The organism is Streptomyces monashensis, assembly GCF_001866665.1.
Classification (GTDB): Bacteria; Actinomycetota; Actinomycetes; order Streptomycetales; family Streptomycetaceae; genus Streptomyces; species Streptomyces monashensis.
This window is the reverse complement of record NZ_MLYO01000026.1, coordinates 144,078-158,495: the sequence shown is the minus strand read 5'-3', so window position 1 is coordinate 158,495 and position 14,418 is coordinate 144,078. Positions and strand designations below refer to the sequence as shown.

Annotated in this window: 16 protein-coding genes; 7 read left to right on the top strand and 9 right to left on the bottom strand. The window is 71.5% G+C overall.

Translation table 11 applies throughout. The features are described from left to right. Positions 1 to 653 precede the first annotated feature (653 nt). Positions 654 to 1,877: a phosphoserine phosphatase SerB gene (gene serB / locus BIV23_RS16815; RefSeq protein WP_071381666.1), complete on the top strand. Its 1,224-nt coding sequence runs from the start codon at positions 654 to 656 to the stop codon at positions 1,875 to 1,877. Positions 1,878 to 2,039: 162 nt separating this feature from the next. Here the strand turns inward: serB and BIV23_RS16810 are convergent, their stop codons facing one another. From BIV23_RS16810 to BIV23_RS16800, 4 genes are all read right to left on the bottom strand, one after another. After that, positions 2,040 to 2,558, bottom strand: coding sequence for a SixA phosphatase family protein (locus tag BIV23_RS16810; protein WP_071381665.1), 519 nt, complete (start codon positions 2,556 to 2,558; stop codon positions 2,040 to 2,042). 78 nt (positions 2,559 to 2,636) lie between these two features. Continuing rightward, positions 2,637 to 2,843, bottom strand: a complete 207-nt coding sequence (locus BIV23_RS16805) for a hypothetical protein (protein ID WP_071381664.1) — start codon at positions 2,841 to 2,843, stop codon at positions 2,637 to 2,639. Between the two features lie 182 nt (positions 2,844 to 3,025). Further along, on the bottom strand, positions 3,026 to 3,145 hold the full coding sequence (locus BIV23_RS53215; protein WP_256255592.1) for an SGM_5486 family transporter-associated protein: 120 nt from the start codon (positions 3,143 to 3,145) through the stop codon (positions 3,026 to 3,028). Positions 3,146 to 3,234: 89 nt separating this feature from the next. Continuing rightward, positions 3,235 to 4,536: a CynX/NimT family MFS transporter gene (locus tag BIV23_RS16800; RefSeq protein ID WP_071381663.1), complete on the bottom strand. Its 1,302-nt coding sequence runs from the start codon at positions 4,534 to 4,536 to the stop codon at positions 3,235 to 3,237. Positions 4,537 to 4,675: 139 nt separating this feature from the next. Here BIV23_RS16800 and BIV23_RS16795 point away from each other — a divergent pair, with 139 nt between their 5' ends. Further along, the gene (locus tag BIV23_RS16795) at positions 4,676 to 5,368 is read left to right on the top strand and encodes a FadR/GntR family transcriptional regulator (RefSeq protein ID WP_071381662.1); all 693 of its coding nucleotides are present in this window, start codon (positions 4,676 to 4,678) and stop codon (positions 5,366 to 5,368) included. On the opposite strand, the gene BIV23_RS16790 is transcribed toward BIV23_RS16795, so the two are convergent. From BIV23_RS16790 to fabG, 3 genes are all read right to left on the bottom strand, one after another. Then, positions 5,346 to 5,696, bottom strand: coding sequence for a hypothetical protein (locus tag BIV23_RS16790; protein WP_071381661.1), 351 nt, complete (start codon positions 5,694 to 5,696; stop codon positions 5,346 to 5,348). The two genes, BIV23_RS16795 and BIV23_RS16790, sit on opposite strands and share 23 nt — an antisense overlap. Before the next feature lie 287 nt (positions 5,697 to 5,983). Beyond that, a complete protein-coding gene (gene fabI / locus BIV23_RS16785; RefSeq protein WP_071381660.1) occupies positions 5,984 to 6,751 on the bottom strand; it encodes an enoyl-ACP reductase FabI in 768 nt (255 codons plus the stop codon). Between the two features lie 5 nt (positions 6,752 to 6,756). Then, the gene (gene fabG / locus BIV23_RS16780; RefSeq protein WP_071381659.1) at positions 6,757 to 7,461 is read right to left on the bottom strand and encodes a 3-oxoacyl-[acyl-carrier-protein] reductase; all 705 of its coding nucleotides are present in this window, start codon (positions 7,459 to 7,461) and stop codon (positions 6,757 to 6,759) included. 249 nt (positions 7,462 to 7,710) lie between these two features. Here fabG and BIV23_RS16775 point away from each other — a divergent pair, with 249 nt between their 5' ends. From BIV23_RS16775 to tyrS, 3 genes are read left to right on the top strand one after another with little or no spacing between them, the layout of a single operon-like run. Beyond that, complete coding sequence (locus BIV23_RS16775; RefSeq protein ID WP_071381658.1) at positions 7,711 to 9,234, top strand: TldD/PmbA family protein; 1,524 nt, start codon at positions 7,711 to 7,713, stop codon at positions 9,232 to 9,234. Further along, a complete protein-coding gene (locus tag BIV23_RS16770; RefSeq protein WP_071381657.1) occupies positions 9,231 to 10,625 on the top strand; it encodes a metallopeptidase TldD-related protein in 1,395 nt (464 codons plus the stop codon). The genes BIV23_RS16775 and BIV23_RS16770 overlap by 4 nt, the downstream gene beginning before the upstream one ends. Positions 10,626 to 10,681: 56 nt before the next feature. Further along, entirely contained in the window at positions 10,682 to 11,950 is a 1,269-nt protein-coding gene (gene tyrS, locus BIV23_RS16765; RefSeq protein WP_071381656.1) for a tyrosine--tRNA ligase, read from the top strand. Positions 11,951 to 12,015: 65 nt separating this feature from the next. Here the strand turns inward: tyrS and BIV23_RS16760 are convergent, their stop codons facing one another. Further along, on the bottom strand, positions 12,016 to 12,303 hold the full coding sequence (locus tag BIV23_RS16760) for a GlsB/YeaQ/YmgE family stress response membrane protein (protein WP_071381655.1): 288 nt from the start codon (positions 12,301 to 12,303) through the stop codon (positions 12,016 to 12,018). Between the two features lie 243 nt (positions 12,304 to 12,546). On the opposite strand from BIV23_RS16760, the gene BIV23_RS16755 reads away from it, so the two are divergent. After that, the gene (locus BIV23_RS16755) at positions 12,547 to 12,939 is read left to right on the top strand and encodes a DUF3099 domain-containing protein (protein ID WP_071381654.1); all 393 of its coding nucleotides are present in this window, start codon (positions 12,547 to 12,549) and stop codon (positions 12,937 to 12,939) included. 232 nt (positions 12,940 to 13,171) lie between these two features. Next, complete coding sequence (locus BIV23_RS16750; protein WP_071381653.1) at positions 13,172 to 13,390, top strand: hypothetical protein; 219 nt, start codon at positions 13,172 to 13,174, stop codon at positions 13,388 to 13,390. Here BIV23_RS16750 and moaA read toward each other — a convergent pair. Further along, positions 13,387 to 14,376: a GTP 3',8-cyclase MoaA gene (gene moaA, locus BIV23_RS16745; RefSeq protein ID WP_071381678.1), complete on the bottom strand. Its 990-nt coding sequence runs from the start codon at positions 14,374 to 14,376 to the stop codon at positions 13,387 to 13,389. The genes BIV23_RS16750 and moaA overlap by 4 nt on opposite strands. Between the last annotated feature and the right edge of the window lie 42 nt (positions 14,377 to 14,418).

Genomic DNA, 14,418 nt, shown 5'->3' with positions numbered 1-14,418 from the left:
GTCCGGGGCGGTGTGGGCGGCTCGGAGGGTCGCGGGGAGGGGGGAGGCCGCGCAGGTGGGCGGGGGCGCGGGGGACGACGGAGAGGCAGCGCCCACGGGGCACGGCGACGGCGCGGGACCGTATGTGCCGAGCGTGCCGTACCGGCCGCCGAACCCGGACACCAATCCGTACCTCCGGGTGCCGGGAGTACCGCGCGAGGAGCCGCAGGACGCACGACCGCCGAGGGGCGCGGGCGGGCCACCGGGAGCCGAGGACGACGTGTCGCGGGCCGGGGGCGGTTCGCCAGGGACTCGGGACGAGGCGTACGGCGTGTACGGCGCACCGACCATCGACGGACCCCTCGGCCCTGCTCCCCCGCGCCCTCGGCGCCGTCCCGCCCCACGGCCGGACGCCCCCTCACCGGGGCCGGAGCGCACGCAGTGGCCACCGCCGCCCCCGCCACCCCTGCCACCACCGCGACCACCGCGACCACCGGGGAAACCGAAGCGCACGGGATGACCGGTGGCTCCACCACCCGCCCGCGCAGCGCACTCGCCGCCGCCCTTCGTGCGGTGGCAAGATTCCTGATACCCGCCCGACATCCATTGTTCCGTGTCCGTCAGGCGGACCTCGGCGGCGCTGGGCACTGGGTGCCGGATACGGTGGTGACACCATGAGCGCTTCGCAGACCGCCGCTTCGCAGACCCCCGAGGCCCCCACTCTCCTCGTCAAGATCTTCGGCAAGGACAGGCCGGGCATCACGGCCGGGCTCTTCGACACCCTCGCCGCCTACCTCGTCGACGTGGTCGACATCGAGCAGGTCGTCACCCGGGGCCGGCTGGTGCTGTGCGCGCTGGTGACCCAGCCGCCGGCCGGTCTGGAGGGCGACCTGCGGGCCACCGTGCACAGCTGGGCCGAGTCGGTGAAGATGCAGGCGGAGATCATCTCGGGGCACGGCGACAACCGTCCGCGTGGTCTCGGGCGCTCCCTGGTGACCGTGCTCGGCCATCCGCTCACCGCCGAGTCGACGGCCGCCGTGGCCGGGCGGATCGCGAAGACCGGCGGCAACATCGACCGTATCTTCCGGCTCGCCAAGTACCCGGTGACAGCCGTGGAGTTCGCGATCTCCGGGGTGGAGACCGAGCCGCTGCGCACGGCTCTGGCGTCCGACGCGGCGGCACTGGGTGTCGACATCGCGGTCGTCTCGGCGGGCCTGCACCGGCGGGCCCAGCGACTGGTCGTCATGGACGTGGACTCCACGCTGATCCAGGACGAGGTCATCGAGCTGTTCGCGGCGCACGCCGACTGCGCGGACAAGGTCGCCGAGGTGACGGCGGCGGCGATGCGCGGGGAGCTGGACTTCGAGCAGTCACTGCACGCGCGCGTGGCGCTGCTGAAGGGGCTGGACGCCTCCGTCGTGGAGAAGGTGCGCAACGAGGTCCGGCTGACGCCGGGCGCGCGCACCCTGATCCGCACGCTGAAACGACTCGGCTACCAGGTCGGCGTGGTCTCCGGCGGCTTCACCCAGGTCACGGACGATCTGAAGGAACGGCTGGGCCTGGACTTCGCGCAGGCCAATACGCTGGAGATCGTCGACGGGAAGCTCACCGGCCGGGTGACCGGCGAGATCGTGGACCGGGCGGGCAAGGCGCGACTGCTGCGCCGGTTCGCCGCCGAGGCCGGGGTGCCGCTGTCGCAGACCGTGGCGATCGGCGACGGTGCCAACGATCTCGACATGCTGAACGCGGCCGGTCTGGGCGTGGCCTTCAATGCCAAGCCGGTGGTCCGCGAGGCGGCGCACACGGCGGTGAACTTCCCCTTCCTCGACACCGTGCTGTACCTGCTGGGCATCACCCGCGAAGAGGTCGAGGCGGCCGACACGCACGACGAGGGCTGAGCGGCCGGTCCCCTTCCGCTCGTCCCCCGCCGCCCATGCCCTGCCACCGATCCGCTCCGGCAGCCCGCACACGGCCCGCATACGGCGCGCATACGACGAAGGGTCCGGTATCCCCGCGCGCGGGGATACCGGGCCCTTCGTGTGCCGCTCTGTTCTGCGACGTCAGCTGTGCGGGGCCCAGAAGTCGACCAGCCTGGCCACGCCGTGCTCCACGGACTTCCAGGAGCCCTCGAAGGTGAGCACCGCGAAGGCGGCGGTCGGGAAGCCGCTGCGGTTCATCCGGGGGAGGCTCTCGCCCTCGGTCTCGCCCGCGAGGGCGTCGGCGAGGGCGTGGATCCCGGGGTTGTGGCCGATCAGGACGAGGTTGCGCACGTCGTCCGGGGTCTCGTTGAGCAGCGCGATCAGCTCGCCCAGGGACGCCTCGTAGATCCGCTCCTCGTAGACGGTCCTCGGTCGCTGCGCGAGCTCGTGGACGGCGAGCTTCCAGGTCTCGCGGGTCCGGGCGGCGGTGGAGCACAGGGCCAGGTCGAAGGTGATCCCTGCATCGGCCAGCTTGCGGCCCGCGACGGGGGCGTCCTGGCGGCCGCGCTCGGCGAGGGGCCGTTCGTAGTCCGCTTCCTGGCCCCAGTCGGCCTTCGCATGCCGGAGGAGGACGATCTTGCGAGGTTCTTCAACGCTCATGAAACCCAGCTTCGCATGAAACAAGCCAGGTGGTGCAGGGAGTTGATGTGCGGGATCACCCGCGCACGGGGCGCCGGGTCAGCGCGCGAGGAGTCGCTGGGCGCGTTCGAAGAGGTGCGCGATCGTGGGGTCGCCGCCCGCCGCGTGCGCGTCCGACGGGTTCAGTATGAGCAGCAGCAGCGCGACGAACGCGAGCGCGGGCAGGGCGAGGGCCCACCAGCGCAGACGGATGTCGACGCCGCCCGGGGTCGCCGGGTGGGGCCGGGAGTGGATACGGGCCGGCATGATCGCCTCCGCGGGTCTTCGGGCGGGTCCGTGGCCGCCTCGCGCGGTCACCACTCGAAGCTACGGAATCAGCGTCCCTGCGCCCATCCGGAGATCCACCCACTTCACCCTGACGCTTACCCCCTAGGGGATGGTGGAGCCAGCCCCACCATCCGCCGGGACGGACGGCCTCCGGGCGGCCCTCACGGGGAGGCGATGATCGCGATGACGGCGATGACGGCGAAGATGGCGAAGAACGAGCCGAAGACGATCAGCATCTTCTTCTGGCCGTTCTGCGGGTTCGGATCGAGCACAGGCTGCATGCCGTCAGTCTCGCACCGGTCCCCCGCGCGCGCGGCGCCGGGGTGGCCGCTCAGCGTGGCGCCGTGACGGCACGCGCGGGGGGGGCCGCTCAGTGGGCCGCCGCCTCGTCCTCCACGGTGCGGTTGCGGCCCGCCAGGAAGCCGACCACCATCTGCGGCACCATCAGGCCCGCCATGAGGGCGATCGGCAGCCCCCAGCCACCGCTCTGCTGATAGAGCACGCCGACCAGCAGCGGGCCCGGGATGGAGATCAGATAGCCGGTGCTCTGCGCGAACGCGGACAGCTGGGCCACCCCGGCACCGCTCCGGGCCCGCATGCCGACCATGGTCAGGGCCAGCGGGAAGGCACAGTTGGAGATGCCCAGCAGCACCGCCCAGGCCCAGGCACCGCCGGCCGGCGCGAGGTACAGCCCGGCGTATCCGGCGAGCCCGCACACGCCGAGGACCAGCACGATCGACCCCTGGTGCGGCAGCCGTGTGGCGACGCGCGGGATGACGAAGGCCAGCGGCACGCCCATCACCATGGTGACGGCGAGGAGCAGGCCCGCGGTACCGGCCGCGACACCGGCGTCCCGGAAGATCTGCGCCATCCAGCCCATGGTGATGTAGGCGGCGGTGGCCTGGAGGCCGAAGAAGACGGCGAGCGCCCACGCGGTGCGACTGCGGGTGATGCGCAGAGGCGCGGGCTGTTCCTCGGCCGCCGCGGCGGCCGTGCGCGCCTGCTCCGGCCGCGGCCGCCCGGGAGCGGCCCCTCGGTCGCGCACGAGCGGCAGCCAGGGCAGGACGGCGGCGGCCGCGAGGCCGGCCCACACGGCGAGGCCGGGCTGCCAGCCGCCGCCCATCGCGTCGGTCAGCGGCACGGTGATCGCGGCGGCGAGGGAGGTGCCCATGGCGAGGGCCATCGAGTACAGGCCGGTCATGGAGCCGACGCGGTCGGGGAACCAGCGCTTGACGATGACGGGCATGAGTACGTTGCTGACCGCGATGCCCATGAGGGCGAGCGCGCTGGCGGCCAGGAAGCCGGCGGTGCTGCCGACGTACGGCCGTATCAGCAGGCCCGTCGTGATGGCGACCATGCCGGCGCAGACCACGGCGGCCGGGCCGAAGCGGCGGGCCAGGCGGGGGGCGGTGATGCCGAAGACGGCGAAGCAGAGCGGGGGCACGGAGGTGAGCAGACCCGCCACGCTGCCGCTCATGCCGAGCCCGTCGCGGACCTCCTCCAGGAGGGCGCCGAGGCTCGTGATGGCCGGGCGGAGGTTCAGCGCGGACAGCACGATGCCGAGGACGACCAGCCGTGTCGCCCACGCGCGCGTGCGGCCCGCGCCGGGAGTCGTCTCGGGGGCGCCGCCCTCGGCACCGCGTCCGGTGGATGACGTGGATGCGGACGACATCGCCGTACGGGTGCCCGCTGTCCGGGCGTCGGCTGTCCGGGTTTCCTCACTAGCCATGAGACCCATCATAGAATGATGGGATGATTCACTGTCCATTCCCGGGTCGGCCGGATCCGGGCCCGTCGTGCGAAGGTGGGCCATGCCCCTGAGCCATCCGCGCCGTTCGGCGCTGTCCGAGCAGGTCATCGCCGAACTGCGCAACCAGATCACCTCCGGCGAGTGGCCGGTCGGCGCACGCATCCCGACGGAACCGGAGCTCGTCGAGCAGCTGGGGGTCGCCCGCAACACGGTCCGCGAGGCCGTGCGCGCGCTGGCGCACAACGGGCTGCTGGACATCCGGCAGGGCTCGGGCACGTACGTGGTGGCGACGAGTGAGCTGGCCGGGGTGATGCACCGCCGGTTCGCCGACGCCGACCCTCGGCACATCGCCGAACTGCGCGCCGCGCTCGAGTCGGCCGCGGCCAAGCTGGCCGCCGAGCGGCGTACCGAGAAGGACCTCAAGCAGCTGGACGCTCTCATGCAGCGGCGCGAGGAGGCCTGGGAGACGGGCGAGGCGGAGGCGTTCGTGGCCGCCGACGCCACCTTCCACCTGGCCGTCGTGGCCGCCTCCCACAACGACGCCATGACGGCGGTGTACGCCGACCTGGGCGAGGTGCTGCGGGACTGGCTGCGCGCGGACGTGGGGGCGGAGCTGACCCCGGAGACGCACATGGACCACACCCGGCTGGTGGACGCGATCCGCGAGGGGGACAAGGAGGCGGCCGCGGCCGAGGCGGCGAGCTATCCGTTCCTGTGCCGGCCGGGCCGGTTCAGCGCTCCCTCTGGTGGCTGATCCAGACCGCGCGGACGCCCTTCCAGCACCGGCCCGTGAGCCGTACGGTCAGGGCGGGCGGGGTGTCCACCGGTGCGCTGTCGGTGCCGATGTCCCACCACTGCGCGCACTTGATGTGCAGGCGTACGCGGTCGGTGTCGACGTAGGGATTGTGGCAGTAGGCCACCACGTGGGAGCCGTGGACGGCCGTCCGGCAGGCGGCGCCGAAGAGGTTCGGCGCGGGCGGCTTCGCGCCGTCCACGCGCGCGCAGGGCATCGCGTCGTACGGCAGACAGAGTACGAAGGCCAGGGCCACGGTCACCGGAGCCAGGCTTCCGGGCAGGCGCACAAGGGGACCTCCTCTGCCGGCCCCGACGGGATCGCGTGAGGTGAACGCGTAATCCAGAGTGCGCCGTGGGGCGGGCCGGCCGCCCGGCGGGTGGGCCGAACGGGTGATACCAGCCACCCCAGGGGCGCGGGAAACCGCGCGGCCAGCCACGGAACGGCCCGCAGTCGGCGACGCACAGTCCCCACCGCCTCCCTGCCGCTCACCCGGTACGACCGAGGCCCGCACCCCTTGGAAACCGCCGACAAGGGGAGCGGGCCTCGGTCATCGACCAGGGCTCGGCGGCAGCGTCACGCGCCGATCGCGTGCAGTCCGCCGTCGACGTGGATGATCTCGCCGGTGGTCTTCGGGAACCAGTCGCTCAGCAGGGCGACGATGCCCTTGCCGGCCGGCTCCGGGTCCTTCAGATCCCACTCCAGCGGGGAGCGGCTGTCCCACACGGCGGCCAGCTCGCCGAAGCCCGGAATGGACTTGGCGGCCATCGAGCCGATCGGGCCCGCGGAGATGAGGTTGCAGCGGATGTTCTGCTTGCCCAGGTCACGCGCGATGTAGCGGCTGGTGGCCTCCAGGGCGGCCTTGGCCGGGCCCATCCAGTCGTACTGCGGCCAGGCGAACTGGGCGTCGAAGGTCAGGCCCACGACCGAGCCGCCGTTCTGCATCAGCGGCAGGCAGGCCATGGTGAGCGACTTCAGGGAGTACGCCGAGACGTGCATGGCCGTGGCGACGGACTCGAACGGCGTGTTCAGGAAGTTGCCGCCGAGCGCGTCCTGCGGCGCGAAGCCGATGGAGTGCACGACACCGTCGAGGCCGCCCAGCTCCTCGCCCACGACGTCGGCCAGCCGCCCGAGGTGCTCCTCGTTCGTCACGTCCAGCTCGATGACCTTGGTGGGCTTCGGCAGCTTCTTGGCGATGCGCTCGGTCAGGGTGGGCCGCGGGAACGCGGTCAGGATGATCTCCGCGCCCTGCTCCTGGGCCTGCTTGGCCGCGTGGAAGGCGATGGAGGACTCCATCAGCACACCGGTGATCAGGACGCGCTTGCCCTCGAGGATTCCGCTCATGGTGATCAGTGACCCATTCCCAGTCCGCCGTCAACGGGGATGACGGCTCCAGTGATGTACGAGGCGTCGTCCGAGGCGAGGAACCGCACCGTCGCGGCGATCTCCTCGGGCTGCGCGTAACGGCCGAGCGGCACCTGAGACACGATGTTCTCGCGCTGCTGGTCGGTGAGCGCCTTGGTCATGTCGGTGTCGACGAAGCCGGGCGCGACGACGTTGAAGGTGATGTTGCGCGAGCCCAGCTCACGGGCGAGGGAGCGCGCGAAGCCTACGAGGGCGGCCTTGGAGGCGGCGTAGTTCGCCTGCCCCGCCGAGCCGAGCAGGCCGACCACGGACGAGATCAGGACGACGCGGCCCTTCTTGGCGCGCAGCATGCCGCGGTTGGCGCGCTTGACGACGCGGAAGGTGCCGGTGAGGTTGGTGTCGATGACCGAGGTGAAGTCCTCCTCGGACATGCGCAGCAGGAGCTGGTCCCTGGTGACGCCGGCGTTGGCGATCAGCACCTCGACCGGACCGTGCTGGTCCTCGATCTCCTTGTAGGCCTGCTCCACCTGCTCCGGGTCGGTGATGTCGCACTTGACGGCGAGGAAGCCGGCCGGCGGCTCGCCCGAACGGTACGTGATCGCGACCTTGTCGCCGGCGTCGGCGAATGCGCGGGCGATGGCGAGGCCGATGCCCCGGTTTCCTCCGGTGACGAGAACCGAGCGGCTCAACGGATCACCCTTTCGATAGCGGTCTGCAGCATGGGACCCACCCGCCCGAACACGTCGATGACAGGCGGCTTCATCGAAAACCTATCGGTAGCACCGCGCGCCCGGGCAAGCGGGCACCGACAGTGGCACGGGGAAGTCCCTGTCGGGTCCCTACAGAAAGGAGCGAGGCGGGACCGAAACCGTGTAGTCCCCGAGGGCGCGTCCACGACATGATCGGACCAGACAGGCCACGACAGCAGGGAGACCTCCGTGCCCCATTCCATCGACGAAGCCTTCACAGCGCTTCCCCTGCGCGCCCTCGCCGACGCGGCGCTGGCACGCGCGCGTGCGCTGGGGGCCGAGCACGCGGACTTCCGGTTCGAGCGGGTGCGCAGCGCGTCCTGGCGGCTGCGGGACGCCAAGCCCGCGGGCTCGTCGGACACCACCGACCTCGGGTACGCGGTCCGGGTCGTGCACGGCGGCACGTGGGGCTTCGCCTCCGGGGTCGACCTGACCCTGGACGCGGCGGCCGGAGTCGCCTCGCAGGCGGTGGCGATGGCCAAGCTGTCCGCCCAGGTGATCAAGGCCGCCGGGTCGGCGGAGAGGGTGGAACTGGCCGACGAACCCGTGCACGCCGACAGGACGTGGATCTCGTCGTACGAGATCGATCCCTTCTCCGTGCCGGCCGAGGAGAAGTCGGCGCTGCTGGCCGAGTGGAGCGCGCGGCTGCTGGCCGCGCCGGGCGTCAGCCACGTCGACGCCTCGCTGCTCACCGTGCACGAGAACAAGTTCTACGCCGACACGGCGGGGACCGTGACCACCCAGCAGCGGGTGCGGCTGCACCCGGAGCTGACGGCGGTCTCGGTGGACGAGTCCAGCGGTGAGTTCGACTCGATGCGGACCATCGCGCCGCCGGTCGGACGCGGCTGGGAGTACCTGACCGGCACCGGCTGGGACTGGGACGGCGAGCTGGAGCGGATCCCGGAGCTGCTCGCCGAGAAGATGCGGGCGCCGAGCGTGGAGCCGGGGCTGTACGACCTGGTGGTCGATCCCTCCAACCTGTGGCTGACGATCCACGAGTCCATCGGCCACGCCACCGAGCTGGACCGTGCCCTCGGCTACGAGGCCGCCTACGCCGGCACCTCCTTCGCCACCTTCGACCAGCTGGGCAAGCTGCGTTACGGCTCCGAGCTGATGAACGTCACCGGCGACCGCACCGCCGAACACGGCCTCGCGACCGTCGGCTACGACGACGAGGGCGTCGCGGCGCAGTCCTGGGACCTGGTCAAGGACGGCACGCTGGTCGGCTACCAGCTGGACCGCAGGATCGCGAGGCTGACCGGGTTCGGCCGCTCCAACGGCTGCGCGTTCGCGGACTCCCCCGGGCATGTGCCGGTGCAGCGCATGGCCAACGTCTCGCTCCGGCCGGACCCCGCCGGGCTGTCCACGGAGGGCCTGATCGGGAGCGTCGACCGGGGCATCTACGTCGTCGGTGACCGGTCCTGGTCGATCGACATGCAGCGGTACAACTTCCAGTTCACCGGGCAGCGCTTCTTCAGGATCGAGAACGGGCGGATCACCGGGCAGCTGAAGGACGTGGCGTACCAGGCGACCACGACGGACTTCTGGGGCTCGATGGCGGCGGTGGGCGGTCCGCAGACCTACGTCCTCGGTGGCGCCTTCAACTGCGGCAAGGCACAGCCCGGCCAGGTCGCGGCCGTCTCGCACGGATGCCCCTCCGCCCTCTTCAAGGGCGTCAACATTCTGAACACCACGCAGGAGGCCGGTCGATGAGCGCCCGCAGCAACAAGCCGCACGAGGTCGTGGAGCAGGCGCTCGCGCTGTCCCGGGCCGACGGCTGTGTCGTCATCGCCGACGAGTACTCGACGGCCAACCTGCGCTGGGCGGGCAACGCGCTCACCACCAACGGCGTGACGCGCGGCCGTACGCTCACCGTGATCGCGACCGTGGCCGGCAAGGAGGGCACGGCCTCGGGCGTCGTGTCCCGGTCGGCCGTCACGGCGGAGGAGCTGGAGCCGCTGGTGCGGGCCGCCGAGGCCGCCGCGCGCGGCGCCGGGCCCGCCGAGGACGCGCAGCCCCTGGTCGGCGGGGTGCCGGAGTCCCCCGACTTCACGGACGCGCCCGCCGAGACCTCCTCTGCGGTCTTCACCGACTTCGCCCCGGCGCTCGGCGAGGCGTTCGCACGCGCGCGTGCGGGCGGCCGTGAGTTGTACGGCTTCGCCAACCACGAGCTGGTGTCGACGTACCTGGGCACGTCCACGGGTCTGCGCCTGCGCCACGACCAGCCCACCGGCACGCTGGAGCTGAACGCCAAGTCGCCCGACCGGCTGCGCTCGGCCTGGGCCGGCCACTCCACGCGGGACTTCAAGGACGTCGACCCGGCCGCCCTGGACGCGGAGCTGGCCGTACGGCTCGGCTGGGCCGAGCGGCGTGTGGAACTGCCCGCGGGCCGGTACGAGACCCTGCTGCCGCCGACCGCGGTCGCGGACCTGCTGATCTACCAGCTGTGGTCGGCGTCGGGCCGGGACGCGGCCGAGGGCCGGACGGTGTTCTCCAGGCCGGGCGGGGGCACGCGCGTGGGCGACCGGCTGAGCGGGCTGCCGCTGACGCTGCGCAGCGATCCGCACGAGCCGGGTCTGGAGTGCGCGCCGTTCGTGGTCGCCCACTCCTCGGGCGGCGACCAGTCGGTGTTCGACAACGGACTGCCGGCGCACGCCACCGAGTGGGTCGGCGAGGGGGTGCTGAAGCATCTGACGACCACCCGGCACAGCGCGGAGCTGACCGGGCTGCCGGTCGCCCCGGCGCTCGGGAACCTGATCCTGGACGGCGGGGGCGACCGCTCCCTGGAGGACATGGTCGCGGGCACCGGGCGCGGGCTGCTGCTGACGTGCCTGTGGTACATCCGCGAGGTCGACCCGGCGACGCTGCTGCTGACCGGTCTGACCCGGGACGGCGTCTACCTCGTGGAGAACGGCGAGGTGACCGGGCAGGTGAACAACTTCCGGTTCAACGAGTCGCCGGTGGACCTGCTGCGACGGGCCACGGAGGCCGGGCGCACCGAGAAGACCCTGCCGCGCGAGTGGAGCGACTGGTTCACCCGGGCCGCGATGCCCGCCCTGCGCATCCCGGATTTCAATATGAGCTCTGTCAGTCAGGGCGTATAACCTCGTAGGCGGCAGTCGCTCGACTGCCCGACGACCAGCAAGGAGATACGAGAACCGTGACGGACATCGTCGACGAGCTGAAGTGGCGCGGGCTCATCGCCCTCTCCACGGACGAGGACGCACTGCGCAAGGCGTTCGCGGACGGCCCCGTCACGTTCTATTGCGGCTTCGACCCGACCGCGCCCAGCCTGCACCTCGGCAACCTCGTGCAGATCCTGACGATGCGCCGCATCCAGCAGGCGGGCAACCGCCCGCTGGGCCTGGTCGGGGGTGCCACCGGTCTGATCGGTGACCCGAAGCCCACCGCGGAGCGCACGCTCAACGCGCCCGAGATCGTTGCCCAGTGGGTGGAGCGGCTGCGCGCGCAGATCGAGCCGCTGCTGGACTTCGAGGGCCCGCACGCCGCGGTGATGGTCAACAACCTCGACTGGACGCAGAGTCTGTCGGCCATCGAGTTCCTGCGCGACATCGGCAAGTACTTCCGGGTCAACAAGATGATCGCGAAGGAGGCCGTCGCCCGGCGGCTCAACTCCGACGCGGGCATCAGCTACACCGAGTTCAGCTACCAGATCCTCCAGGGCATGGACTTCCTGGAGCTGTACCGGCGGTACGGCTGCACCCTGCAGACCGGTGGCAGCGACCAGTGGGGCAACCTCACGTCGGGCACCGACCTGATCCACCGGGTCGAGCCGCACGCCGTGGTGCACGCGCTCGGCACGCCGCTGATCACCAAGGCGGACGGCACCAAGTTCGGCAAGACCGAGTCCGGCACGGTGTGGCTCGACCCCGAGATGACGACGCCGTACGCGTTCTACCAGTTCTGGCTGAACGCGGACGACCGGGACGTCTCGAAGTTCCTGCGCATCTTCAGCTTCAGGTCCCGCGAGGAGATCGAGGAACTGGAGCGGCAGACCGAGGAGCGTCCGCAGGCCCGGGCCGCGCAGCGCGCGCTCGCCGAGGAGCTGACGACGCTGGTGCACGGCGCCGGCCAGACGGCCGCGGTGATCGCCGCGAGCCGCGCCCTCTTCGGCCAGGGCGAGCTGGCGGAGCTGGACGGCGCGACGCTGGCCGCCGCGCTGTCCGAGGTGCCGCACATCCGGGTCGCCGAGCTGGGCCCGGTGGTCGACCTGTTCGCGGAGGTCGGTCTCGTCGCCAGCAAGTCCGCCGCGCGGCGGACGGTGAAGGAGGGCGGTGCCTACGTGAACAACGTGAAGGTCGCCTCCGAGGACGCCGTCCCGGCGAAGGAGGATCTGCTGGACGGGCGGTGGCTGGTGCTTCGGCGCGGGAAGAAGAACCTGGCCGCGGTGGAGGTCGTCGCCGGGTAGTGCCGTCGGGGGTGCGGGTTCCGACACGGCCCCGCACCCCTTGGGCACTCCCGTCCAGGGCGTTCTCACACCGGTGTTCTCTGGGCCTTCCGCTTCCCCAGCGTCGCCATGTAGAGGGCGTCCACCGCGGCCACGATGATGATCGCCGCCACGATCTGGAAGATGTGCCGGCTCCAGTCGATGCCCCGGGTCGCCGCGACGCCGAGCGCACGGGCGACTGCGTTGCCCACGATCGCGCCGAGCATGCCGCAGATCGTGGTCAGCCACAGCGGACTGTGCTGCTTGCCCGGGATGACGGCCTTGGCGATGATGCCGAGCACGAATCCCACGATGATCGCCCACAACCAGCCCATGGCTCCTCCTCGAACGGCTCGACGTGAGCATTAGGGCCAGTGTCGGCGGGTAGGCCGTACGGCGCATGTCGGAATCACCCGCGCGGGCGGGTACGGGGGCATTGCCGCAGGCAGTGGGTGCCCCGGTCTCGTCGGTGACCTGGCCGCGGCGTACCGTGGAACGTGTCCCCGCCCGGTTCCCGGCCGGGTGCGGACGACGGTGCGGGCCGGGGAGAGTCCGATGCGGGCGGATGGTGGACTGTGATGCGGAAACAGCACGGCGGCGGCGTCCAGGTGTTCCGGATCACCGGGGCCCGGACGGGACTCGCCGAGGACGTGCGGGGCCGGCAGCGGCGGTACGTGATCTCGATGACCGTCCGCACGGTGTCGGTGATCCTCGCGGTCGCCCTGTGGAACGTCGAGCGGTACGTCGCCATCGTGGCGCTGGTGTTCGGTGCGCTGCTCCCCTACGTCGCCGTGGTGATCGCGAACGCCGGCCGGGAGCGGCCGCCGTCCCTGCCGTCGACGTTCGTCAGCATGCCGGCGAAGCCGATGATCATGCCGCCGCGCACCGAGGACACACCGGAGCAGCCCGATGCGGAGGGAGCCTCGGCGCATCCGACCGGAGCGCGGGGGGAGCGCCCCGACCCCATGTGATCCGCCCGGTGCGGTCCGCGGAGCAGTGGTGGAAGCGGAATTCGAGCTCCCCGTGAAGCTCAGGAAAAGCTCAGATCAATCGTGCAGTTCCTGTGCCGGGTGATGGGGTACCCGTGACATACTGCGTACGCGCTCCGCATCCCCCGTCGGAGCGACGGACCGACGCCGGGCAGCTCCCCCCGTGGCTGCCCGGCGTCGCCTTGTTCCGGCCCCTTTTCTGTGAGACGAACCCGTGACTGAAGAGATCCCGATCTGCTCCGCCAAGGGCTGCCGTGCCGCCGCCGTGTGGGTCCTGGCGTGGAACAACCCGAAGATCCACACGCCGGAGCGGCGCAAGACATGGCTCGCGTGCGAGGAGCACCGCGAGCATCTTTCGCAGTTTCTCGGGGTGCGGGGTTTCCTCAAGGACGTCGTGCTGTTCGAGGAGTGGGAAGCGCCCGAAGGGTCCTAGCCGCCGATCGCGGACATCGGCCGGTCCGGCTGCACGAACGACGGGTCGTCCAGACCGGCTCCCGCTTTCTTCCCCCACATCGCCAGCTTCCAGATGCGGGCGATCTCCTCGTCGGAGGCGCCGCTGCGCAGGGCGCCGCGCAGGTCGGTCTCCTCGGTGGCGAACAGACAGGTGCGTATCTGGCCGTCGGCCGTGAGGCGGGTGCGGTCGCAGGCCGCGCAGAACGGGCGGGTGACCGAGGCGATGACGCCGACCCGGTGCGGGCCGCCGTCGACCAGCCAGCGCTCGGCCGGGGCCGAGCCGCGCTCGTCCGCGCCCTCGGGGGTGAGGTCGAAGCGGGTGCGCAGGGAGGCGAGGATGTCCCCGGCGGTGACCATGCCCTCGCGCTTCCAGCCGTGCTGGGCGTCGAGGGGCATCTGCTCGATGAAGCGCTGCTCGTAGCCGTACTCGATCGCCCAGGCCAGCAGGTCGGGGGCCTCGTCCTCGTTCAGGCCGGGCATCAGGACAGAGTTGATCTTCACGGGGGTGAGGCCGGCCGCGTGGGCGGCTTCCAGGCCCTCGATGACGTCCTTGTGCCGGTCGCGGCGGGTCAGGGTCTTGAAGACGTCCGGGCGCAGGGTGTCCAGGGAGACGTTGACCCGGTCCAGGCCGGCTGCTTTCAGGGCCGCCGCGGTGCGCTTGAGGCCGATGCCGTTGGTCGTCAGCGACGTCTGGGGGCGGGGGGCGAGGGCCGTGACGCGCTCGATGATTCCGACCAGGCCCGGGCGCAGCAGGGGCTCACCGCCGGTGAAGCGGACCTCCTCGATGCCGAGCAGCCGTACGGCGATGTCGACGAGGCGGACGATCTCGTCGTCCGTGAGCAGGTCGGGCTTGGCCAGCCACTGCAGGCCCTCCTCGGGCATGCAGTAGGTGCAGCGCAGGTTGCACCTGTCGGTCAGTGAGACCCTCAGGTCGGTGGCCACCCGGCCGTAGGTGTCGATGAGCACGTGGGCCCCCTCCCTCTCGGTCACTCAATTGTCCATCGCTGG

What these genes read in the sequence shown, in the direction of transcription:
- BIV23_RS16795 (WP_071381662.1), top strand. Translation starts at nt 4,676, where the DNA reads ATGCCCCTGAGCCATCCGCGCCGTTCGGCGCTGTCCGAGCAGGTCATC.
- BIV23_RS16770 (WP_071381657.1), top strand. Translation starts at nt 9,231, where the DNA reads ATGAGCGCCCGCAGCAACAAGCCGCACGAGGTCGTGGAGCAGGCGCTC.
- BIV23_RS16755 (WP_071381654.1), top strand. Translation starts at nt 12,547, where the DNA reads ATGCGGAAACAGCACGGCGGCGGCGTCCAGGTGTTCCGGATCACCGGG.
- BIV23_RS16805 (WP_071381664.1), bottom strand. Translation starts at nt 2,843, where the DNA reads ATGCCGGCCCGTATCCACTCCCGGCCCCACCCGGCGACCCCGGGCGGC.
- BIV23_RS16800 (WP_071381663.1), bottom strand. Translation starts at nt 4,536, where the DNA reads ATGTCGTCCGCATCCACGTCATCCACCGGACGCGGTGCCGAGGGCGGC.
- BIV23_RS53215 (WP_256255592.1), bottom strand. Translation starts at nt 3,145, where the DNA reads ATGCAGCCTGTGCTCGATCCGAACCCGCAGAACGGCCAGAAGAAGATG.
- fabI (WP_071381660.1), bottom strand. Translation starts at nt 6,751, where the DNA reads ATGAGCGGAATCCTCGAGGGCAAGCGCGTCCTGATCACCGGTGTGCTG.
- BIV23_RS16760 (WP_071381655.1), bottom strand. Translation starts at nt 12,303, where the DNA reads ATGGGCTGGTTGTGGGCGATCATCGTGGGATTCGTGCTCGGCATCATC.
- serB (WP_071381666.1), top strand. Translation starts at nt 654, where the DNA reads ATGAGCGCTTCGCAGACCGCCGCTTCGCAGACCCCCGAGGCCCCCACT.
- BIV23_RS16810 (WP_071381665.1), bottom strand. Translation starts at nt 2,558, where the DNA reads ATGAGCGTTGAAGAACCTCGCAAGATCGTCCTCCTCCGGCATGCGAAG.